24 protein-coding genes are annotated in these 20,361 nt (G+C 64.8%); 12 read left to right on the top strand and 12 right to left on the bottom strand.

Annotated features, from left to right (window positions below; genetic code table 11):
• Positions 1-92: 92 nt before the first annotated feature.
• Genes H6P80_RS07375 through H6P80_RS07365 form a run of 3 tightly spaced genes read left to right on the top strand, consistent with a single transcriptional unit; the run spans position 93 to position 2,011 of the window.
• Positions 93-542, top strand: coding sequence for a tRNA (cytidine(34)-2'-O)-methyltransferase (locus H6P80_RS07375; protein WP_185800649.1), 450 nt, complete (start codon positions 93-95; stop codon positions 540-542).
• On the top strand, positions 539-1,405 hold the full coding sequence (gene hemF / locus H6P80_RS07370; RefSeq protein ID WP_185800648.1) for an oxygen-dependent coproporphyrinogen oxidase: 867 nt from the start codon (positions 539-541) through the stop codon (positions 1,403-1,405). Before H6P80_RS07375 ends, hemF begins: the two co-directional genes overlap by 4 nt.
• A gap of 18 nt (positions 1,406-1,423) precedes the next feature.
• Entirely contained in the window at positions 1,424-2,011 is a 588-nt protein-coding gene (locus tag H6P80_RS07365) for a GNAT family N-acetyltransferase (protein ID WP_185800647.1), read from the top strand.
• Here the strand turns inward: H6P80_RS07365 and H6P80_RS07360 are convergent.
• Entirely contained in the window at positions 2,008-2,760 is a 753-nt protein-coding gene (locus tag H6P80_RS07360; RefSeq protein ID WP_185800646.1) for a glycerophosphoryl diester phosphodiesterase membrane domain-containing protein, read from the bottom strand. The two genes, H6P80_RS07365 and H6P80_RS07360, sit on opposite strands and share 4 nt — an antisense overlap.
• Before the next feature lie 88 nt (positions 2,761-2,848).
• On the opposite strand from H6P80_RS07360, the gene lipB reads away from it, so the two are divergent.
• From lipB to H6P80_RS07340, 4 genes are all read left to right on the top strand, one after another.
• The gene (gene lipB, locus H6P80_RS07355) at positions 2,849-3,493 is read left to right on the top strand and encodes a lipoyl(octanoyl) transferase LipB (protein ID WP_185800645.1); all 645 of its coding nucleotides are present in this window, start codon (positions 2,849-2,851) and stop codon (positions 3,491-3,493) included.
• Between the two features lie 38 nt (positions 3,494-3,531).
• Positions 3,532-3,858 carry a hypothetical protein gene (locus H6P80_RS07350; protein WP_185800644.1) on the top strand — a complete coding sequence of 109 codons (327 nt, stop codon included), beginning with the start codon at positions 3,532-3,534 and terminating at the stop codon, positions 3,856-3,858.
• A 114-nt stretch (positions 3,859-3,972) separates the two neighbouring features.
• Positions 3,973-4,614 (top strand): hypothetical protein, encoded by a 642-nt coding sequence (locus H6P80_RS07345; protein WP_185800643.1) that lies wholly within the window; start codon positions 3,973-3,975, stop codon positions 4,612-4,614.
• Positions 4,615-4,684: 70 nt separating this feature from the next.
• Positions 4,685-6,748: a capsular polysaccharide biosynthesis protein gene (locus tag H6P80_RS07340; RefSeq protein WP_185800642.1), complete on the top strand. Its 2,064-nt coding sequence runs from the start codon at positions 4,685-4,687 to the stop codon at positions 6,746-6,748.
• Positions 6,749-6,751: 3 nt separating this feature from the next.
• Here the strand turns inward: H6P80_RS07340 and queE are convergent, their stop codons facing one another.
• The 7 genes from queE to H6P80_RS07305 all read right to left on the bottom strand — a co-directional run bounded on the left by queE (position 6,752) and on the right by H6P80_RS07305 (position 12,734).
• Positions 6,752-7,381 (bottom strand): 7-carboxy-7-deazaguanine synthase, encoded by a 630-nt coding sequence (gene queE / locus H6P80_RS07335; RefSeq protein WP_185800641.1) that lies wholly within the window; start codon positions 7,379-7,381, stop codon positions 6,752-6,754.
• Positions 7,378-8,070, bottom strand: coding sequence for a 7-cyano-7-deazaguanine synthase QueC (gene queC / locus H6P80_RS07330; RefSeq protein WP_185800640.1), 693 nt, complete (start codon positions 8,068-8,070; stop codon positions 7,378-7,380). The genes queE and queC overlap by 4 nt, the downstream gene beginning before the upstream one ends.
• 193 nt (positions 8,071-8,263) lie before the next feature.
• Entirely contained in the window at positions 8,264-8,677 is a 414-nt protein-coding gene (locus H6P80_RS07325; protein WP_235973742.1) for a DUF3617 domain-containing protein, read from the bottom strand.
• A gap of 104 nt (positions 8,678-8,781) precedes the next feature.
• Positions 8,782-9,678: an Hsp33 family molecular chaperone HslO gene (hslO, locus tag H6P80_RS07320; protein ID WP_185800639.1), complete on the bottom strand. Its 897-nt coding sequence runs from the start codon at positions 9,676-9,678 to the stop codon at positions 8,782-8,784.
• Positions 9,675-10,604: an ornithine carbamoyltransferase gene (argF, locus tag H6P80_RS07315; protein WP_185800638.1), complete on the bottom strand. Its 930-nt coding sequence runs from the start codon at positions 10,602-10,604 to the stop codon at positions 9,675-9,677. The genes hslO and argF overlap by 4 nt, the downstream gene beginning before the upstream one ends.
• Positions 10,601-11,785 carry an aspartate aminotransferase family protein gene (locus H6P80_RS07310; protein ID WP_185800637.1) on the bottom strand — a complete coding sequence of 395 codons (1,185 nt, stop codon included), beginning with the start codon at positions 11,783-11,785 and terminating at the stop codon, positions 10,601-10,603. Before H6P80_RS07310 ends, argF begins: the two co-directional genes overlap by 4 nt.
• Positions 11,786-11,894: 109 nt before the next feature.
• Positions 11,895-12,734, bottom strand: a complete 840-nt coding sequence (locus tag H6P80_RS07305; protein WP_185800636.1) for an ABC transporter permease — start codon at positions 12,732-12,734, stop codon at positions 11,895-11,897.
• 67 nt (positions 12,735-12,801) lie between these two features.
• On the opposite strand from H6P80_RS07305, the gene H6P80_RS07300 reads away from it, so the two are divergent.
• The 5 genes from H6P80_RS07300 (at position 12,802) to H6P80_RS07280 (ending at position 17,384) form a co-directional block, all read left to right on the top strand.
• Entirely contained in the window at positions 12,802-13,461 is a 660-nt protein-coding gene (locus tag H6P80_RS07300; protein WP_185800635.1) for a GcrA family cell cycle regulator, read from the top strand.
• Positions 13,462-13,467: 6 nt separating this feature from the next.
• Positions 13,468-13,722, top strand: a complete 255-nt coding sequence (locus H6P80_RS07295; RefSeq protein WP_185800634.1) for a hypothetical protein — start codon at positions 13,468-13,470, stop codon at positions 13,720-13,722.
• 32 nt (positions 13,723-13,754) lie between these two features.
• A complete protein-coding gene (locus H6P80_RS07290; protein WP_185800633.1) occupies positions 13,755-14,774 on the top strand; it encodes a phytanoyl-CoA dioxygenase family protein in 1,020 nt (339 codons plus the stop codon).
• A gap of 33 nt (positions 14,775-14,807) precedes the next feature.
• Entirely contained in the window at positions 14,808-16,787 is a 1,980-nt protein-coding gene (gene parE / locus H6P80_RS07285; protein WP_185800632.1) for a DNA topoisomerase IV subunit B, read from the top strand.
• A 66-nt stretch (positions 16,788-16,853) separates the two neighbouring features.
• Complete coding sequence (locus H6P80_RS07280; protein WP_185800631.1) at positions 16,854-17,384, top strand: TM2 domain-containing protein; 531 nt, start codon at positions 16,854-16,856, stop codon at positions 17,382-17,384.
• On the opposite strand, the gene H6P80_RS07275 is transcribed toward H6P80_RS07280, so the two are convergent.
• Genes H6P80_RS07275 through H6P80_RS07260 form a run of 4 tightly spaced genes read right to left on the bottom strand, consistent with a single transcriptional unit; the run spans position 17,381 to position 20,266 of the window.
• A complete protein-coding gene (locus H6P80_RS07275) occupies positions 17,381-17,911 on the bottom strand; it encodes a GNAT family N-acetyltransferase (protein ID WP_185800630.1) in 531 nt (176 codons plus the stop codon). The two genes, H6P80_RS07280 and H6P80_RS07275, sit on opposite strands and share 4 nt — an antisense overlap.
• Entirely contained in the window at positions 17,911-18,666 is a 756-nt protein-coding gene (locus H6P80_RS07270; protein ID WP_185800629.1) for a LysR family transcriptional regulator, read from the bottom strand. The genes H6P80_RS07275 and H6P80_RS07270 overlap by 1 nt, the downstream gene beginning before the upstream one ends.
• The gene (gene apaG, locus H6P80_RS07265; protein WP_185800628.1) at positions 18,663-19,061 is read right to left on the bottom strand and encodes a Co2+/Mg2+ efflux protein ApaG; all 399 of its coding nucleotides are present in this window, start codon (positions 19,059-19,061) and stop codon (positions 18,663-18,665) included. The genes H6P80_RS07270 and apaG overlap by 4 nt, the downstream gene beginning before the upstream one ends.
• Entirely contained in the window at positions 19,058-20,266 is a 1,209-nt protein-coding gene (locus tag H6P80_RS07260; protein WP_185800627.1) for a trans-sulfuration enzyme family protein, read from the bottom strand. The genes apaG and H6P80_RS07260 overlap by 4 nt, the downstream gene beginning before the upstream one ends.
• Between the last annotated feature and the right edge of the window lie 95 nt (positions 20,267-20,361).

Below are 20,361 nucleotides of genomic sequence, written 5' to 3'. Positions count from 1 at the left end.
TTGGCGCGCCTGATAGCCGCCCTTTGCCCCATTTGCCAACAGCGTTTTTGACCGGGTTGTGACATCTTTCCGGGCACGCCAAACAGGCCGCCATGCGTATCGCCCTTTACCAGCCCGATATCGCCGGAAATGTCGGCACGATCCTGAGGATGGCGGCCTGTTTCGGCGTGCCCGTCGACATCGTCGAACCCTGCGGCTTTCCCTTTTCGGACCGCAAATTGAAGCGGGCCGGGATGGACTATGCCGCGCGGGCGGAGATTCGCCGCCACGCCGACTGGCAAGCGTTCCGCGATTCGGCGCCGGGCAGACTCGTCCTGCTGACGGTGGATGGGGGCACCGCCCTGCCCGATGCGCGATTCGAACCCGGCGACGTGCTGCTCGCCGGGTCTGAAACGGCCGGCGTCCCGCCCGAGGTTCACGAGGCTGCGGGGCTGAGAATCAGGATTCCGATGCGAGCGGGCTTTCGGTCCTTGAATGTCGCTATCGCAACGGGCATCGCGCTCGGCGAAGCGCTGAGACAGACAGGAGATTGGCCCGAATGACCGCGCCTGCAATCGCACTCGATCCCCAGCAAAAAGCCGCGCGCACCGCGTTCGAAGCGCTGCGCGACCGGATCTGCGCCGAGTTCGAAGCCATCGAAAGGGAAGCCGGCAGCGACGCCTGCTTCGAATATACGCCCTGGGAACGGCCCGACGAAACCGGCATGCCGGGCGGTGGCGGCGTACGCGGCACGATACGCGGCGCGGTGTTCGAGAAGGCCGGGGTGAATGTTTCGACGGTGTCGGGCCAGTTCAACCCGGAATTCGCCAAGACGATCCATGGCGCGGGCGACGATCCGCGTTTCTTCGCGACCGGCATCAGCCTGGTCGCGCATATGGCGAACCCGCATGTGCCCGCCGTGCATATGAACCTGCGCTTCCTCACCACCACCAAGCGCTGGTTCGGCGGCGGCGCGGACCTCAATCCGCCGATCCCCTGCAAGGAAGACACCGATTTCTTCCATGCGCAATTGTTCAAGGCCTGCGATGCGCACGATCCGGGCGACTATGCGAAATTTTCCAAATGGGCCGACGATTATTTCTGGATCCCCCACCGCAACGTCGCGCGCGGCGTTGGCGGCATCTTCTACGACCATCTCGAAATCGACACTGAAGCGGATTTCCAGGCCCATCTCGCCTTCTCGCAGGCGGTGGGCGACGCCTTTCTGAAAGCCTTTCCGGCCATCGTCCGCAAGCGCATGGCGCAGGAGTTCGACGAGGCGGATCGCGCCCGGATGCTCGAATGGCGGGGCCGTTATGCGGAGTTCAACCTCGTCTATGATCGCGGCACCCTGTTCGGCCTCAAGACCGGCGGCAATATCGACGCGATCCTGATGAGTCTGCCGCCGCTCGCCACCTGGTCGTGAGCGCAGGGGGCTGAAGCGATGGGCCTGACGATGCTCAAACCCGGCGAACTCGGCGCGATCGTCACCTATCTCGACATGCGCGAACGGCCCAGGCCCGCGCCGATGCCGGATTCGCGCTTGCGGCTCAAACGCTGGCAACCGGTCGATCCGGTCAAATACCGGATATTGTTCGAACGTGTCGGCGGGCCGTGGCTCTGGTTTTCCCGCCTGACGATGGACGACGGGGAATTGCGGGCAATTATCGGCGATGAGGCTATCGAGGTCTATGCGGTCGAGGATCCGCGCGGGATCGAGGTCGGAATGCTCGAACTCGATTTCCGCGAAGGGGGCCAATGCGAGCTTTCCTATCTGGGCCTTGTTCCGGAACTCGCCGGCAAGGGGCATGGCCGCTGGCTTATGGCGCAGGCGCTAGTGCGGGCCTGGCGGGCCGATATCGCGCGCGTTAATGTCCATACCTGCACGCTGGATCATCCGGCGGCGCTCGGCTTTTATCAGAGCTGCGGGTTCACGGCACGCGGACAGGCGGTCGAAACCTTTCCCGATCCGCGCCTGACGGGATTGCTGCCGCGCACTTTCGCGCCGCACATCCCTATCCGGGAAAGCTAGCCGAAGACCTGCGGCGAAGGCACGCCGGTGAGCTGGCGGTAGATGACGAATTCCATGACCGCGAATATCATGGTTCCGGCGGCCTGGATCAGCCCGCTGATCGTCACCATCAGCACCAGGCCAGTGCCGCCCGGAGACATATCGAGGCCGGACAGCGCCAATATCGCGCCTATCACATTGGGAACGACCAGCGCGACGACGAGAAACACCAGCAGCACGATCAGCATGAAGGCAACGATCGGGAAGGCGTTCCCTTGCGTGACTTCGAAGCTTCGCTTGATCGCGGCGACCGGGGATTTCAACTGCTCGCCGATAGCGGCGGGGCCGAGCGCGGCCAGCCGCGCCCAGAGATAGACGCCCGGCAGGATCAGCAGCAGGAACCCGATGCCCAGCATCGCATTCACGCAGATCGAGATCAGGAAATAATAGGGAAGGAACAACAGCCCGGCCTTGATCGCCTCGCCCACCGTCATCCGTTCCGGCGCCAGCAGCAGCGACCACATCGCAAGCTGGCCGACCATCGAGACCAGCCCCCCGGCGATCATCAGCGGCAGGCTGGGTTGGATCGCCGCGAGAAACTGCTCAAGGCTTTCGGTCTCTTGCGGCATCGGCGCGAAATAGCCGAGCACGAGGGCGGGAAGCAGGAAAAACACGCCGGCAATGGCGAGCAGCAGCTGCAGCTCCCGGCGGGTGATGCGGACGACCTCGTCCCAGCCTGCGCTTGGTGAAAATCGGTGTTGAACGGCCATGGCGGCTTCATGCGGCCTTGGGCCCGGACGCACAAGCCCCGTTTCACGCCCTTGATCCGCCCGCCCCTGCCCCGCATCTAGGCGGGCGATGGAGAAGAACGGCATCGAGTGGCGCGTGACGCCCGGTCTCACCGACTATCCCCAAGCGCTTGCCGCAATGGAAGCGCGGGCGGCGGCGATATACGAGGGCAAGGCGAAGGAGCTTGTCTGGCTGATCGAACATCCGCCGCTCTATACCGCGGGAACGAGCGCGGTTCCCGAAGAATTGCTGTCCGCCGAAAGCTTTCCAGTCTTCACGGCAGGCCGGGGCGGCCGGTACACCTATCACGGGCCGGGGCAGCGGATCGCCTATGTGTTGCTCAACCTTGCGGAACGCGGGCGGGACGTGCGCGGCTTTGTCCATTCGCTGGAAGGCTGGATGATCGACAGCCTGGCCGAGCTCGGCCTCGAAGCGCGTCGCGCCGAGGGCCGAATCGGTATCTGGGCCGATGACGGGGACACCGAAGCCAAGATCGGCGCGATCGGCGTGCGTATCCGGCGCTGGGTCAGTTTTCACGGTTTCGCGATCAATGTCGCGCCCGATCTCACCCATTTCGACGGCATCGTTCCGTGCGGCATTGCCGAATATCCGGTGACCAGCCTCGAGAAACTCGGGCTCGCCACCGACATGGCGGTGGTCGACGATGCGCTCGCCGCGCGCTTCCCGGCCTTTCTGGAAAGCCTTGTAGGCTGAAATCGCGAAGGCTATTCCGCGCGATGAGGGAGATAGTGATGCGCATATCGATGACGATTCTGGCCGGATCCGCCCTGCTCACCCTGGCGGCATGCGGCGGCGGCGGCGACGCCACGACTTCGGACGAAAGCACGGCCGTCACCGATGTCGATCCGGGCGAAGGCGACGGCACGATCAACGACACGACCCTGATCGACGGCACGATCGGCGCCGAAGAGGAAATGGGCATGGAAAGCCGGATGCCCGCCGATTCCCGTAGCGAGCCGAGCGCGCCGGCACCGGCGGCGGCGAGCGCTTCTCGGGAACCCGATCCCGAACCGAGCGCCCCGGCCGAAGACGATGCTGCCGAAGAGGATAGCGAATAGGCATTTTCGTCCCCGGCGCTGCGCCAGACGGGGCTGCAGCGGCGGCAGGTTGCGATTATCCGGCTAACCGGGCGCCCGCCAAGCGGCTAAAACCGGCGTCGAGTGGAGAGTAAAATGGGTAAGTTCGGAAAATTTCTCGCGGTAACCGCCGCCCTGTTCGGCGTTGCGGCGCCAGCATCGGCGCAGATCCTCTTCTACCCGCCGGATCTCGAATCGGCACCGGTCAATGGCGACGAACAGGGCCTGTTCGTGCCGCAGATGGTCGGCGGCACGCCGGAGGATATTCGCGCCAACCTGATCTGGAACCTGCGGTCGAGCCTCAATGTTGCCGCGCTCAACTGCCAGTTCTGGCCCAGCGTGATGTCGGTCGACAATTACAACGCGATCCTCACCCATCATGCCGACGAGCTGAACGCGGCCTATGAAGGGCTGAAATCCTATTTCCGCCGCACCGCGGGCCGCCAATGGCAATCGACCATGGATGAGTACACGACCACCATGTATCAGAGTTATGTCCGGGTCGGGTCGCAGCGCACCTTCTGCACGACCGCGGCGCAGGCTGCGCGCGATGCACTCGCCCAGCCCAAGGGCCAGCTTTATCTCGCCGCCCAGAATAATATGCGGGCGATGCGATCGAGCCTGATCTCCTATAGCGACGCGACGATGCCTTATCACGAGCCGGTGCCGCTGCCGGCGATCCCGCGCCTGGACAATGCCTGCTGGCGCGGCGACAGCTACGACACCCGCCGCTGCTGACGCTGCGTTCCGGCCAGCGCTTTCCCGGCCGGTCTTGTCAAAGCGGCCCGACCTCTCCATCCCGCCCCGGATGACCGACGCGCCGCACTTCCGCCTTTCCGCGCAGAGCCTGCTCGTCCCGGGCCGCGGTGTCGCCGCCCTGCCCCGGCTTGATGCCTTCCTGCCCGAAATAGGCTCGGTCGAAAGGCGGCGCAGCCCGTCGGCGGCGACCGACGCGATCGCCGGATGGGGCTACAAGCCGACCGCGAAGCACGCCCGCGCGCTCGCCGAGAAACGCGGCCTGCCCTATATCGCGCTTGAGGACGGCTTCCTGCGCTCGATCGATCTCGGCGAAGCCGGAACCCCACCGCTCAGCCTCGTCGCCGACGATCTCGGCATCTATTACGATGCGCGCGGGCCATCGCGAATCGAGACGCTGCTGGAAGATGGCGGCTGGCAAACGCCGGAACTGCTCGCCCGCGCCGAAGCAGCGATGCAGCGGATCGCCGAGACCGGGCTCGGCAAGACCAACGCCGCGCCGCCCTTCGATCCGCGCACGCTGCCGGAAAAAAGCCGCCGCAGGGTACTCGTGATCGACCAGACCCTGGGCGACGCCTCGATCGAGGGCGGGCTCGCCGATACCGGGCGTTTCGCCGAAATGCTGGAAACCGCGCGCAAGGACGAACCCGATGCCGAGATCATCGTCCGCCGCCATCCCGCCGTTGCCGCGGGCCTGAAAAAAGGCTGCATCCCTGCACGAAGTTTGCGGGGCGTGACGCTGGTCGACGAGGAAGCGCGCGCCGCCGACATCATCGCCAAGGTCGACAGCGTCTATTGCGTGACCAGCCTCGCCGGTTTCGAGGCGCTGATCCAGGGCAAGGATGTGCGCTGTTTCGGCATGCCCTTCTATGCCGGCTGGGGCGCGACGCGCGACGAGATAGGCTGTAAGCGGCGGACCGCGAAACGCTCGACCGTCGAAATCTTCGCCGCCGCCTATCTCCTCTATTCGCGCTATGTCGATCCGATCTCGGGCGAGCCCACGACCCTGGAAGCGACGATCGACCGGCTGCTCCACTGGCGAATGATGGCGGACCGCAACGAAGGCCATTTCGCGGCCATCGGCTTTACGCCGTGGAAGCGCGCCGCCGTCCGCAACATCCTGTCGGGCCCGCGCAACAGCATCTCATTCCATCGCAGCGTGATCACCGCCCGGCACAAGGCGAGAGCGACTGGCGGCAAGATCCTGATCTGGTCGGGCAAGGAGGATGCCGAAACGCGCGACGCGCTCGCCCGCGCCAGCGTGCCCGTCTGGCGGATGGAGGACGGCTTTCTGCGCTCGCGAGGCCTCGGATCGGATTTCCACCTGCCCGCTTCGGTCGTGCTCGACGATCGCGGCATCTATTATGACCGCCACACCGCTTCCCGGCTCGAAACCACGCTCGAACACCGCGCCCTGCCGCCGGAATTGACTGCGCGCGCGGCGCGGCTGCGCGAAAGCCTGGTGGCCGCCGGCATCAGCAAATATAATGTCGGCGACGCGCCGGAACTGACCCCGGTGCCCGGCAAGGAGACCCTGCTCGTCGTCGGCCAGGTCGAGGATGATCGCTCGATCGAGCGCGGCACCGCGGACATCGCGACCAATCTTGGCCTGCTCGAAGCGGCGCGCGCCGACTATCCCGGCGCCCATCTCGTCTACAAGCCGCATCCCGATGTCGAGACCGGCAATCGCAAGGGCGGGATTGCCGAGGCCGATCTTGACCGGCTCGCCGACCAGGTCGTCCGCAACGCCAATATCGACCTGTGCCTTGGCGCCTGCGACCGGCTGGCGACCATGACCTCGCTCGCCGGGTTCGAGGCGCTGCTGCGCGGCAAGCCGGTCACCACCTATGGCGGCCCCTTTTACGCGGGCTGGGGGCTGACCGAGGATCGGCTGGCGCTGGACCGCCGCACCCGCAGGCTGACGCTCGACGAACTCGTCGCCGGCACGTTGCTTCTCTATCCGCGCTATATCCATCCGCCGACCGGCCTGCCCTGCACAGCCGAAGAGATCGTCTCCTGGCTCAGCGAAGACGCGCCCGCACCCGGCCATAAGCGCTGGCGCTGGCTGCGCGCGCTCTGGGCGAGCGTCAGCGGCAAGAAACCGGTTCTCTATTAGTCCCTAGGGAATGCCGAGCAGCTTGTGCGTCTGGAGCGACAGCCGCCAGCGAGGATGATTGTCGACAAAGGCAAGCGAGGCTTCGCGGGCCTCCTTGCCGTCCTCGCAATCCATCGGCTGGATCAGGAAATGCCGAAAATCCCAATCGGCGAGTTCCTGGGGGTCGATACCGGTCTGCGGCCAGACGAGTTTCAATTCGTCGCCGGTGCGCTGGACGACCTCGCTCCCGGCCTTGGGGCTGACGCACAGCCAGTCGATGCCGTAGGGCGCCGCGATCGTGCCGTTGGTTTCCACCGCGATCTCGAACCCTTCGCCATGAAGCGCGTCGATCAGCAGCGGATCGAGCTGGAGCAAGGGCTCCCCGCCCGTGCAGACGACATAGGCCGCTTCGCGGTCATATCCCCATAGCTCGCCCACCTTCGCCGCCAGCGTCGGCGCATCGTAGCGGCCGCCATTTTCGCCATCCATGCCGACGAAATCGGTATCGCAGAAGCGGCAGACCGCCCCGCTCCGGTCCTCCTCGCGGCCGGTCCACAAATTGCAGCCGGCAAAACGCAGGAAGACGGCGCGCCGCCCGGTCTGCATCCCTTCGCCCTGCAAGGTGAGGAACAGTTCCTTGACTGCGTAGCTCATGGCGCGGCCGCATAGTCGGTGGGATCGGCTATCCCCGCCTCCTCGAAACCCTTGCGGCGCAACCGGCAGCTATCGCACAGCCCGCAATGGCGGGCGTCCGGCGTGGGATCGTAGCAGGACCAGCTCATCCCCGCATCGAGGCCCAGCCGCGATGCTTCCTTCGCGATCTCCGCCTTGGAGAGTTCCATGAGCGGCGTACGGACCGCAAAGCGCTCGCCTTCGATGCCCGCCTTGGTCGCAAGATTCGCCATCGTCTCGAACGCCTCGACGAATGCGGGGCGGCAATCGGGATAGCCCGAATAGTCGAGCGCATTGACGCCGATGAACAGGTCGCGCGCGCCGGCGGCTTCGGCCCAGCCGAGGCAAAGCGAAAGGAAGATCGTGTTGCGCGCCGGCACATAGGTGATCGGGATATCGTCCCCCACCCCGGTTTTCGGCACCTCGATATCGGCGGTCAGCGCCGATCCGCCGAACTGGGCGAGATCGAGCGGGATCATGACATGCCGCGCGGCCTCCAGCTCGCGCGCGATTTGCGCGGCGGCCTCCAGTTCGATCCGGTGGCGCTGGTTATAGTCGACGGTCAGCGCGAGAATGCGATAGCCCTGCTCGCGCGCCAGCCCGCCCGCGACCATCGAATCGAGCCCGCCGGAAAGCAGCAACACCGCCAGTTTCGAATGGGTATCGGCCATAGCGACGGAGCTATGCCTGCCGGGCCCCGCGCGCAAGCCGGACAGGGCCGACGGGTAAAATAAAAGGCCGCTCCGAAGAGCGGCCAAGTTTGGCCTTGCGGCCTGCTAGGGAGGAAAGCGTGCCCCCATGAAAAGGCACACCCACCTGCTAGGCCGTCAGCGTAAACATTCGGTTAATTGCTTAACGAAAGGCTTATGAGCAATCGCCGGTGCGGCGCGCCTCATAGGCATGGTGGAACGGGCTGCCCCCGTCGATCCCCTGGGTGTCGATCTGGGCGAGCCGCGGAGTTTCGACGCGCACCGTCGTCTGACCCCAGCCTGCGCCCTGGCACTCGTAGCGTATCGTGGTTTCGCGGGCGCTATCGCTCAGCACGCGCCGCGAACAGCGGCGATTGCCATGCTGGAGCTGCAGCAGCTGGGCCGCGTTGCGGATGCAAATCGAACGGGCGGGCTCGCGCGCCGAACCGCCGATGGAGCGGAGCTGCCACAGACCCGCCTGCAGCGAACCCAGCGCCGCCGAAGGCGCCTGCGCGACGCTCGGGGTCGCCAGCAGGACGGCACCCGCCGCGGCCAGCAGGCCCGGCTTCAGTGGGGATAGGTTCAGCATGTTCGCTCCCATAGCGATGGCACGACAGTAGAATACTATTGCGCCATCTGGGCCGTTTCATAGCCGAAATAAGGTGAACTGGGACTGAAAAGCCTTGTTTCGCCTTAAAATTCAGTGAGTTCGAGCGGAAAATTTTTCGCGCAAAACTCGCATTCCACGCGAATCACGCCTTCCTCATCGGCCATATCGGTGCGTTCGTCGGCGCTGAACTTGCTCACGACATCGCGAATATGACCGGGATCGCAGCGGCACCCCTTTGAAAGCATCGCCGGCTCCATGACGCGGATTTCGTCCTCGTCGTGGAACAGGCGCCAGACAATCGCTTCGAGCTCCAACGCCGGATCGGCCAGTTCTTCGGCCGTGATCGTCTCGCCGAGCGCGCGCATATGCTCCCACTCGGGGTGATCGTAGCGCACGTGCAGCCGTTCGCGCCCTTCCTCGCCTTCGGGCAAATGCTGAAGCAGCATGCCGCCCGCGATCCAGGTGCCGTCCTCTTTCTGATCGGCGGCAAGGCGAACCAGACTCGGTATCTGTTCGGACTGGACGAAATAATGCTCGGCCGCTTCGCCGAGCGAGCCGCCTTCCAGCGGTACGATGCCCTGATAGCGTTCGCCGGTCGTCGCCTGGTCGAAGGTAATCGCCAGATAGCCCTGCCCGAACAGCCCGAACAGCGAGGGATCGGCCGGGGCCATCGCGAGGCGTTCGGGATTGTGGCGCAGATAGCCGCGCATCTCGCCGGCCTTGTAGTCGGCGACCAGCAGTTCGACGACGCCGTTCTGGGTCTGCGCCTGCAGGGTCAACTGCCCGCCCGCATCCTTCAATGTCGAACCGAGCAGCGCGGCCAGGGTCAGCGCCTCCGCGAGCAGCTGGGCCAGCGGCTTGGGATAGGCGTGCGCTTCGAGGATCTCGCCAAGCGCCGGCCCCAGCCGGACCACGCGGCCGCGGGCATTGCGGGCGGGAACCGAAAAGCCGAGCGCACTATCGACGGTCGGCGCGGTCATTCGATCAGGCCGAAACACCAGCGAAGAATGGATTTTTGCGCGTGAAGCCGGTTCTCCGCCTCGTCCCATATCGCCGATTGCGGCCCGTCGATCACGGCGTCGGTCACCTCTTCGCCGCGATGGGCGGGCAAGCAGTGGAGGAAGATCGCATCCTCCTTCGCCGCCGCCATCACATCTTCGGTCACCTGGAAGGGTTCCAGCGCCGCGAGTTTGGCCTCGCCGCCCTTTTGCCCCATCGAAATCCAGGTGTCGGTGACGACCACATCGGCATCCGCGACCGCGGCCATCGGGTTGCGCATGATCTCGACCGAGCCGCCGCGCGCGCGCGCCTCGGTGACGACATTCATCGGCGGTTGCAGGCTTTCTGGACAGGCGATCACGACGTCGAACTTGAGCAGGCTTCCCGCCTCGATGATCGAAGTGAGGACGTTATTGCCGTCGCCCAGCCAGGTCCATTTCGTGCCCGCCAGCCGCTTGAGCCGCTCCAGCACCGTCAGCATGTCGGCGACGATCTGGCAGGGATGCGAACGATCGGTGAGCCCGTTGATGACCGGCACGCTGGCATGTTCGGCCAGTTCGAGCAGCTTGTCGTGATCGTCGGTACGGATCATGATCGCGTCGACATAGCGGGAAAGCACCCGCGCGGTATCGGCGATGGTTTCGCCTCGGCCGAGCTGCATGCTGCCCGCTTCCATGATCATCGAAGACCCGCCGAGCTGACGGATCGCCATGTCGAACGAGGTGCGCGTGCGGGTGGAATTCTTTTCGAAGATCATCGCCAGCGTGCGGCCGGGAAGCGACGGGCATTCGTCGGTTGCGCCCCTCGGCTTGCGGCCGCGCGCCTCTTTCAGGGTTAGCGCGTCGTCGAGGATCGCGGCGAGCGCGTTGCCGTCGAGATTGTAAAGATCGAGAAAGTCGCGCGTCATGCTTCGGGCGCTTCATAATCCCGCGCCGCGGCCGACAGGCCCTCGACGAACTCGGCGATATGCGATTCCTCGATATTGAGCGGCGGCAGTACGCGCACGACATCGTCGGCGGCGGCCACGGTCAACAAGCCCTTTTCGCGCAGATGCAGGACGAAGGGCTTGCAGTCGCTCTTCATCTTGATGCCGAGCATCAGGCCCCTGCCTCGTACCCCTTCGAAAAGATGGTCGTGATTGGGCAGCATCTGTTCCAGCGCGCCGCGCAACCGGTCCCCCATCTCGCGGACGTGCTCGAAGAAACCCGGCTCCAGGATCACGTCGAGCACCGCCTCACCCGCCGCCATGGCGAGCGGGTTGCCGCCGTAGGTGGAACCATGGGTGCCGACGACCATGCCCGAAGCCGCTTCCTCGGTGGCAAGGCAGGCGCCGAGCGGAAAGCCGCCCCCGATGCCCTTGGCCGCCGCCAGGATGTCCGGCTCGATATCATATTGCTCATAGGCGAAATAGGTGCCGGTCCGCCCATAGCCGCACTGGACCTCGTCGAGCACGAGCATCAGCCCGTTGGCGTCGCATAAGGCGCGCAATCCCTGCATGAAGGCGTTGCTGGCCGGGCGGATGCCGCCCTCGCCCTGCACGGGCTCGACAAGGAAGCCGGCCGTGGTTTCGTCGACCGCAGCATCGGCGGCATCGAGATTGTCGAACTCGACGACTTCGAAGCCGGGCAGCAGCGGCTCGAAGCCCTCGCGCATCTTTTCCGAGGCGGTCGCGCTGATCGTGCCGAGCGTACGGCCGTGAAAGGCGGCCGAAAAGCTGATCAGCTTGGTCCGCTCGGGATGGCCGTTGGCGAATTGATAGCGGCGCGCCGTCTTGATCGCGCATTCCACCGCTTCCGCGCCCGAATTGGTGAAGAACACCGTATCGGCGAAACTATTGTCGACGATGCGCTGCGCGAAATGCTCGCCCTGCGGCGATCCGTACATGTTCGAGACATGCATCAGGGTCGCGGCCTGATCCTGGATCTTCTTGGTCAGATGCGGGTGGCCGTGGCCGAGCAGATTGACGGCAATGCCGCTCGCAAAATCGAGATATTTCTCACCCTGCTCGCCATAGAGATAGGCGCCCTCGCCTCGCACGGGACGCACCGGGCTCCGGGGATATACGGGCATCAGCGGCGTAATCGTCATCGTGCTTTCCTGTCGGTTCTTCAAAAGCAAAAATGGCGGCCCCCGCGGCCGCCAATGGGAGGGCTCTATACTTGAATCCGGCAATGCCCGTCAAATGCCCCGGGGCCGGTCAGTTCTTGATCCGCCAGCCGCGCGAAAGGAGCAGGTAGCACAGTCCGCCAAGCACCAGATTGACGCCGAGCAGCACGAAGAAACCGGCCGTCACGTCCGAATCCGAAACCTCGATAAAGCCATAGCGAAATCCCGAGATCACGTAGAAGAACGGGTTGGCATGGCTGATCATCTGAAAGGTGGGGTCCAGCCTATCAATCGAATAGAAAGTGCCCGAAAGGAGCGCCGCCGGGGCGACAAGGAAATTGGTGACCGCGGCCGCGTGATCGAATTTTTCAGCCCACATCGACGTCAGCACGCCCATGAAGGCAAGCATCGCCGATCCCATCAGGCCAAAATAGAGCACCGCCCAGACATGATCCGGGGTCACGTCGATCCCCCAGAGGAACATCGCGACCCAGACCGCTGCGCCGACGCAGAGGGCCCGGGTGACCGCACCGCCGACGATGCCGGCGAGCAGCTCCAAGGTCGATAGCGGCGGCATGAGCAGATCGACGATCGTTCCCTGGATCTTGCCCGCAAGCATCGAGAAGCTGGAATTGGCGAAGGCATTCTGGATCATGCCCATCACGATCAGGCCCGGCGCGATGAAACTGTTGAACGGGACGCCCATTACTTCCCGCCCGCCGCGGCCGAGCGCGACGGTGAAGATGACCAGGAACAGCAGGGTCGTGATCGCCGGGGCCCAGACAGTCTGCAACTGCACCTTGAAGAAACGCCGAACCTCCTTAATGTATAGGGTTCGCAAGCCTATCCAATTGACGAACGGGATCACCGGAACCCCGGGTTCTGAAATGGTTCCTGCGGCGGGTGCGTGCGATTTGGGCTGGTCTGTCATCGCGGATGCGATTATCGGCTGCCGCGCGCCCCGGCAAGCCGGTTGGCAATGTAACGAAGGAAATATGATGGCCTGGACCGACGAACGCATCGATCAGCTGAAGAAGATGTGGGAAAAAGGCATGACGGCGAGCCAGATCGCCGACGAGCTTGGCGGTGTCAGCCGCAACGCCGTAATCGGCAAGGCGCATCGCCTTGGCCTGAAATCGCGTCCCTCGCCGGTAAAGGCCAAGGACAGCAAGGCGAAGAAAAAGCCCGCGGCAAAGCCCAAGGCCGCGCCCAAAAAGACAGCGCCGAAAAAGGCCGCGCCCCCCGCCGCCCGGAGCCCGGAACCGCAGGAAAAGCCCGCAGAAGCCGGGTCGACCGAAACGGCAACGCCCCCCGCCCCGCCCCAGCAGCAATATCGCTCGATCGGCCCCGGCGGATTCACACGCCAGTCGCCGGCCGACCAGGCGCCGCTGCCTCCCGCGCCGCCGCGCCGCCTCGTGCCCGCCAAGCTGGATCCGGAATATGAGGAGAAGACCGGGCTGCTCGACCTGTCCGAGCGGATCTGCAAATGGCCGATGGGCCATCCCGGCGAACCCGATTTCCATTTCTGCGGCGGACCGGTGAACCCCGGCTTTCCCTATTGCGTCGAACATTGCGGCCGCGCCTATCAGGCGCAGCTGCCGCGCAAGGACCGCCGCCCGCCGCCGCCGCTGCCTTTCGGCGGGCCGAGGGTCCGCTAAGCCGACGTGGCGCTCTATCTCGTCTGGCACGAACCCGGCTGCGATATCGACGCGGAGTTGCTTTTCGCGCTCGACCATTTCGAGCTCCGGCCGGGCCTGCTGCTCGTCGAGAGCCCGCTGACCCGCTCGAAGCTCTATCACAAGGTCAAATGGGCGCTTCCCAAGGGCACGGCGCTGCTCGCGGCGCCGCTCGAGGACGCACCGAAGTTCAAGGGTATGGAAGAAGGCGCGCTCAAATGGGTCCGCGCGCGAAGCGGCTAACCTTTTCTCGCATGCGCAGCTAAAAGGGCGCCATGAACCCCGCCCGCTATCTTCTCGCCCCCTGGTGGCTGGCGCAGCTCGCGACCGGCGCGAAGAATTTTTCGAAGAATCCGCTGATCGGCTCGAAACGACTGAACGCGTGCGGCCTCCACGTCTCGCGGGTGAAGCACGCGCATGCGATGGCCGCGAAAAGGCGGGCGCGGCTCGCTCGGCTGATCGATCCGGCGGAACGCGAAGCCTTCGATCGCAACGGGTTCGTCGAGAAGCGCGATTTCCTGCCCGCCGAGGAATTTGCGCGCCTCCGCGACACGGTTCTCGCCTATCGCGGCCCGGCGCGGGATATGGTGCAGGGCGATACCATCACCCGGCGCTTCGCGATCGATCCCAAATTGCTCGCCGCGATCCCCGACCTGCGTTCGTTGCTCGCCCATCCCGAATGGCGCGGCCTCATTCGCTATGCGGGGAGCTTCGACCAGGAACCGCTCAACTATATCCAGTCCATTCTCAGCCATGTGCGCGAGGCCGATCCCGATCCGCAGACCCATTTCCACGCCGACACCTTCCACCCGACGGTGAAGGCCTGGCTGTTCCTCACCGATGTCGCCGAAGATGAAGGCCCCTTTTGCTACGTCCCCGGCTCGCACCGGCTGACCCCCGAACGGCTGGAATGGGAACGGCAGATGAGCCTGAAGGCACCGGAAGGCCTCGATCGCCTTTCCTCGCGGGGATCGTTTCGAGTCACACCCGCGGAACTGCCGGCGCTCGGCTTGCCGCCGCCCCGCCAGTTCGCCGTGCCCGCCAACACGCTGGTCGTCGGCGACACGTTCGGCTTCCATGCGCGCGGGCCTTCGGTGCGGCCGTCGACGCGCGTCGAGATCTGGGCCTATGGGCGGCGCAATCCCTATCTCCCCTGGACCGGCCTCGATCCGCTAAGCTTGCCCGGCATCGCCGAACGCCGGATTACCGCGCTCTGGCGCTTTCGCGACCGTTTCAGGCGGTTTACCGGCCAGCCTTGGCGCGATGTTGGGGATAAAACACCGACCGAGCGCTAGCGCCCGGACTCCCCGATTCCTATAGAAGCGCGCATGACCGACCTGTTTTCCGGCGGCTCGGACGGTTCGTCCGACGGCTATGACGCCTCCTCGATCGAGGTTCTGGAAGGGCTGGAGCCCGTCCGGAGGCGGCCCGGCATGTATATCGGCGGCACCGACGAGCGCGCGCTGCACCATCTCGCCGCCGAAGTGCTCGACAATTCGATGGACGAGGCCGTGGCCGGCCATGCCAACCGGATCGAGGTGACGCTGGAACCCGGCAACAAGCTGACCATCGCCGATAATGGCCGCGGCATCCCGATTGACCCGCACCCGAAATTTCCGAAGAAATCGGCGCTCGAAGTGATCATGACGACGCTCCACTCGGGCGGCAAATTCTCGAACAAGGCCTATGCGACGTCCGGCGGCCTGCACGGCGTCGGCGTCAGCGTCGTCAACGCGCTGTCCTCGGATACCGTAATCGAAGTCGCCAAGAACAAGGAGGTTTTCAGCCAGAGCTTCAGCCGCGGCGAGCCGACCTCCAAGCTGAAAAAGATCGGCGACACGCCCAACCGGCGCGGCACCAGCGTTTCCTTCGTGCCCGATCCGGAGATTTTCGGCGAGAAGGCGATGTTCAAGCCCGCGCGGCTGCACGCGCTGGCCCGTTCGAAAGCCTATCTGTTCGCCGGCGTCGAAATCCGCTGGAAATGCGCGCCGGAGCTGATCAAGGACGATACGCCGGCCGAAGCCGTCTTCCAGTTTCCCGGCGGCCTTGCCGATCATCTGAAGGAAGAGGTCGGCGAACGCCCGTGCGCGACCAGCGACTTCTTCTCCGGCAAGCAGGATTTCCCCGACAGCCAGGGTTCGGTCGAATGGGCAGTCGCCTGGCCGCTCTATTCGGACGGCGCCTACAGCTATTATTGCAACACGATTCCCACGCGCGACGGCGGCACCCATGAAGCCGGGCTGCGCACCGCGCTCGTCAAGGGTATCCGCGCGTTCGGCGAACTCGTCGGCAACAAGAAGGCCAACGGGATCACCGCGGAGGATATCATGGCGGGCTCCGAGCTCATGCTCTCGGTGTTCCTGCGCGATCCGCAATTCCAGAGCCAGACCAAGGACAGGCTGACCAGCCCCGAGGCCGCGAAACTCGTCGAGAATGCGGTGCGCGATCATTTCGACCATTTCCTTTCCGACAATATGGAACGCGGCAAGGCGCTGCTGACCTATACGATGGAGCGGATGGACGAGCGGCTGGCGCGTAAGGCCGAGAAAGAGGTCAAGCGCAAGACCGCGACCAGCGCGCGCAAGCTGCGTCTGCCGGGCAAGCTGACCGACTGTTCCGAAGCCGGGCCCGAAGGCACCGAGCTGTTCATCGTCGAAGGCGACAGCGCCGGCGGGTCGGCCAAACAGGCGCGCGACCGGAAGACGCAGGCCGTACTCCCGATTCGCGGCAAGATCCTGAACGTCGCCTCGGCGACGATGGCGAAGATAGGCGCCAATACCGAAATCGCCGATATCAACCTGGCCCTGGGCTGCGGCACGCGCGACCAGTGCGACCCTTCGCAGCTGCGTTATGAGCGCATCGTCATCATGACCGATGCCGATGTCGACGGGGCGCATATCGCGACCCTGCTGATGACCTTCTTCTTCCAGGAAATGGCGCCGTTGGTGAAGGACGGGCATCTCTACCTCGCCCGCCCGCCGCTCTATCGCCTTACCGCGAGCGGCCAGAGCCTCTACGCGCAGGACGAGACCGAGCGCGAGGATATCGAGAACGGCGTGTTCAAGGGCAAGAAGGTGGAGGTTTCGCGCTTCAAGGGCCTTGGCGAGATGAACCCGGGGCAGCTGCGCGAAACGACGATGAACCCCGAAACCCGCTCCCTGCTCCGCGTGAAGCTGCCTGAATCCTATGAAAAGCAGGCGGTGGTCAAAGACCTGGTCGACCGGCTGATGGGCAAGCACCCCGAACACCGTTTCGCCTTCATCCAGGAAAATGCCGCAGCGCTGGACGAAGACGCGATCGACGCCTGATACGCTCCGCTAAACCGAATCTTTGCAAAATCGGCCTAACCCCTTGCCTGCAAAGGGAGCGTGGCCATGCAATCGGCGGTTTTCGGACGCAAGGGACAGCCGGACGGAACCGGCGAAACGGCGCAGCCGACTGCGGCTTTCGGTCGCAAGGGAGAGCCCGACGAAGAGATGGCGCGCAAGCGCGAGGCCTTTATCCAGGCCGAACGCGCCCGCGCAGCCGCCGGAGAGGGCGATTTCGGAACGGGCGATGGGCCGGGTCTCACGGCCGCGGCGGCGGCGCAGCCGGCACCGGCCGCCGAAAAATCGAAGGCCATGGCCTATCTCCTCTGGTTCCTGGCCTGCACGCTCAGTGCCCATCGCTTCTATCTCGGCGCCTATCGCTCGGCGGTGACGCAGGTCGGCGGATGGGTCTTCGGATGGTTGCTCGTCTGGATGAGCACATTCGACAAGAATGACGGAGACGTCGCCCTGGTCGGCATGCTGATCATGGTCGCCGCGTCGATATGGATGTTGCTCGACGTGTTTTTCATTCCGGACCTGTACCGCAAGGCCGTGCGGCCCCGGCCGCAAAATGCCCTCGGATCGACCTTCGCCTAGCGCGCTTCCCATTCCCGCTTGAGAAGCGCCCAGATGATGCTGTCGCGGATGCCGATATGGGTCGTCCATTCCTCGCGCAGATAGCCTTCACGCTGGAAACCCAACTTTTCGAGCAATGCGTTCGATCCGGCATTGTCGGGATCGGTGTCGGCGGTCAGGCGCCGCAATCCCCGCTCCTCGAAACAATGGCGAATAATCTCGGAAAGCGCTTCGCCGACAAGCCCCCGCCGCCAATGGCTGCGGCGAAGATTATAGCCGATTTCGGCAACGCCGTCGCGGCCGGGAATGACGGCAATCCAGCCCAGCGCCTCGCCGCCATCTTCGGTAATCGCCCAAGTGAGATAGCGTTCGCCGCTCGCATTGACCTTCACATAGTCGGCGGTCTCCTGCAGCGTCTTGTGCGGACCGTCCGACCACCAGGTCATCGCTTCCTCGTCGGAGAAGAAATGATGCATCGCCTCGGCGTCGCTTCGGGCGAGCGCGCGCAGGACCAGCCTTCCGGTCGTCAGCGTCGGAAGATCAGCCATCAGGCCGTCAGCGCAGCTACCAGATCGCGCACCTTTTTCTGCCGCCATTGCGGGAGCGGCGCCATCAGCCAATAGGTGCGACGCGCCTCTTCGCTGGCGCCGATCTTCATATCGGCCGCCTCGGCGAGCAGGCGCGGCACCCGCGCCCGTCCGAACCCCGCCCGCGCGGCTTCCAGCGCAAGCCCCGCATCGGCAAGGATCAGCCGGATTTCCTCGGCCTTGCCGCCTTCCCAGCAGATGAGATCGCCTTCGCCGACCCAGACCGCTTCGGGCTCGCCCAGCTTCACGCCTTCCAGATCGCCGGGCCCGTCGACAAGGCGAATGGCGAGGTCGAGATTGGCCTCGGTAAAATCGAGCGGATCGTCGGCGGCGATCAGCTGGAAATGCAGGTCGGGCTCGATCTTCGCATAGTCCGCCAGCCGCGGCAGTAGCCAGTAGCGGCTGAAATCGCGCGGCGCGGCGATGGTGAGGCGGTTGGAGGACTGGCCCTGCCGCATCGCCCGGACACTGTCCTCGAACTGCAGGAAGCCGGCGCGCAGTGCATCGAGCCCGCGCTCGCCCTCGGGCGTCAGTTCCAGACCCTTGGGCGTGCGGCGGAACAACACGACGCCCAGCGTATCCTCGAGCGCGCGGATCTGCTGGCCGACCGCCGCCGGCGTCACCGCGAGTTCGTCGGCCGCCCGGGTGAAGGAGAGGTGCCGCGCAGCCGCATCGAAAACGCGCAGCCCGTTCAGCGGGAGAAGGGTCCGTTTCATCCGGTGACTGCCGGGCCGACGAGCGGGAAGCACGGGATTTCGGCATCGAAATGGGAACCGTCGGCACGCAGCATCCGGTAGCTGCCTTCCATCGTGCCGGTCGGCGTCGCGAGCGGGCAGCCCGAGACATAATCGAAGGACTCGCCGGGCGCGATCATCGGCTGCTCGCCGACCACGCCTTCTCCTTCAACGTCCTGCTTGTAGCCACGGGCATCGGTGATGACCCAGTGACGCGTCAGCAATTGCACCGGGGCATCGCCGCTATTTTCGATGCGGATATGATAGGCCCAGAACCAACGTTCCTTTGAAAGTTCCGATTGTTCGGGCAGGAAGCTGACCGCGACCCGGACGACGACATCGCCGGTGCGTGCAGCATGGGGAAACAGCGCGTTCACAGCCCCACCGCCCTCAGCGCGCCGTCGAGATCCTGGATCAGGTCCTCGGGGTCTTCGAGCCCGACATTGATCCGCAGCATGCCTTCGTCGACGCCCATCTCCGCGCGCGCCTCTTCGGAAAGGCCGCTATGGGTGGTCGAGGACGGATGCGTCATCAGGCTACGCGAATCGCCGATATTGTTCGAAATATCGACCAGCTCCAGCGCGTCGAGCAGACCGTGCGCCTGTTTGCGCCCGCCATCGAGCGAGAAGGAGAAGATCGGCCCGCAGGCGGACATCTGGCTCATCGCGAGATTGTGCTGCGGATGGCTGGGCAGCCCCGGATGGAGGATGCGCGGCACCCGCGCTTCGAGGAAACGCCCGACATGCAGCGCATTTTCGCTTTGCCGGTGGATGCGCAGCGAGAGCGTTTCGAGCCCCTTGAGCACCACCCAGGCGTTGAACGCCGACAAGGTCGGCCCGGTGTTGCGGGTGAAGGGCAGCAGCGTGTTCAGGATGAAATCTTCCGTCCCGCAGACGGCTCCGGCGAGCACCCGGCCCTGCCCGTCCATCATCTTGGTCGCGCTATAGGCGACGATATCCGCGCCATAGTCCATCGGCCTTTGCAGCGCAGGCGTCGCGAAGGCATTGTCGACGATCGAGACGATGCCATTCTCCCGCGCCAGATCGCAGACCGCTTGCATATCAACGACATCCATCGTCGGATTCGCAGGGGTTTCGAAGAAGAAGGCCTTGGTGTTGGGCTGGATCGCCGCTTTCCACAGATCGGGATCGCGCGCGTCCACGGTGGTCGTTTCGATGCCGAACTTCGGAAGCAGCGTATCGGTGAGCCAGCGGCACGATCCGAACAGCGCCCGGCCCGCAACGACATGATCGCCTTGCTCCAGCTGGCAGAGCAGGGCCGCCGTCATCGCCGCCATGCCGGTCGCCGTGCAGCGCGTGGCCTCGGCCCCTTCCATCAGCGAAATCCGCTCTTCCAGCATCTCTACGGTCGGATTCTGCAGCCGGGAATAGGTCATCCCCTCCTGCTCGCCCGCGAAGCGCGCCGCGGCATCGGCCGCGCAATCATAGGCGTAGCCGGAGGTGAGGAAGATCGCCTCGGACGTCTCCCCCCATTCGGAACGCGCGGTACCGCCGCGCACGGCCTGCGTGGCGGGCTTCCATTTCGCGGTCGTTTCGCGGTCTTGGCCGGTCAGTTTTTTCATCGCGCCCGCTTTGCCAAGCCGGGGCCCGCCCCGTCAATGCGCATCGCGTCCTTGGCAAACTCCCGCCCCCATGAATATGTTGGCGGCGCACAAGG

Origin of the sequence: Parasphingopyxis marina, from assembly GCF_014237875.1 — a bacterium.
Classification (GTDB): Bacteria; Pseudomonadota; Alphaproteobacteria; order Sphingomonadales; family Sphingomonadaceae; genus Parasphingopyxis; species Parasphingopyxis marina.
Note: the sequence above shows the minus strand (reverse complement) of the source record. Positions and strands in the feature narration are given on the sequence as shown.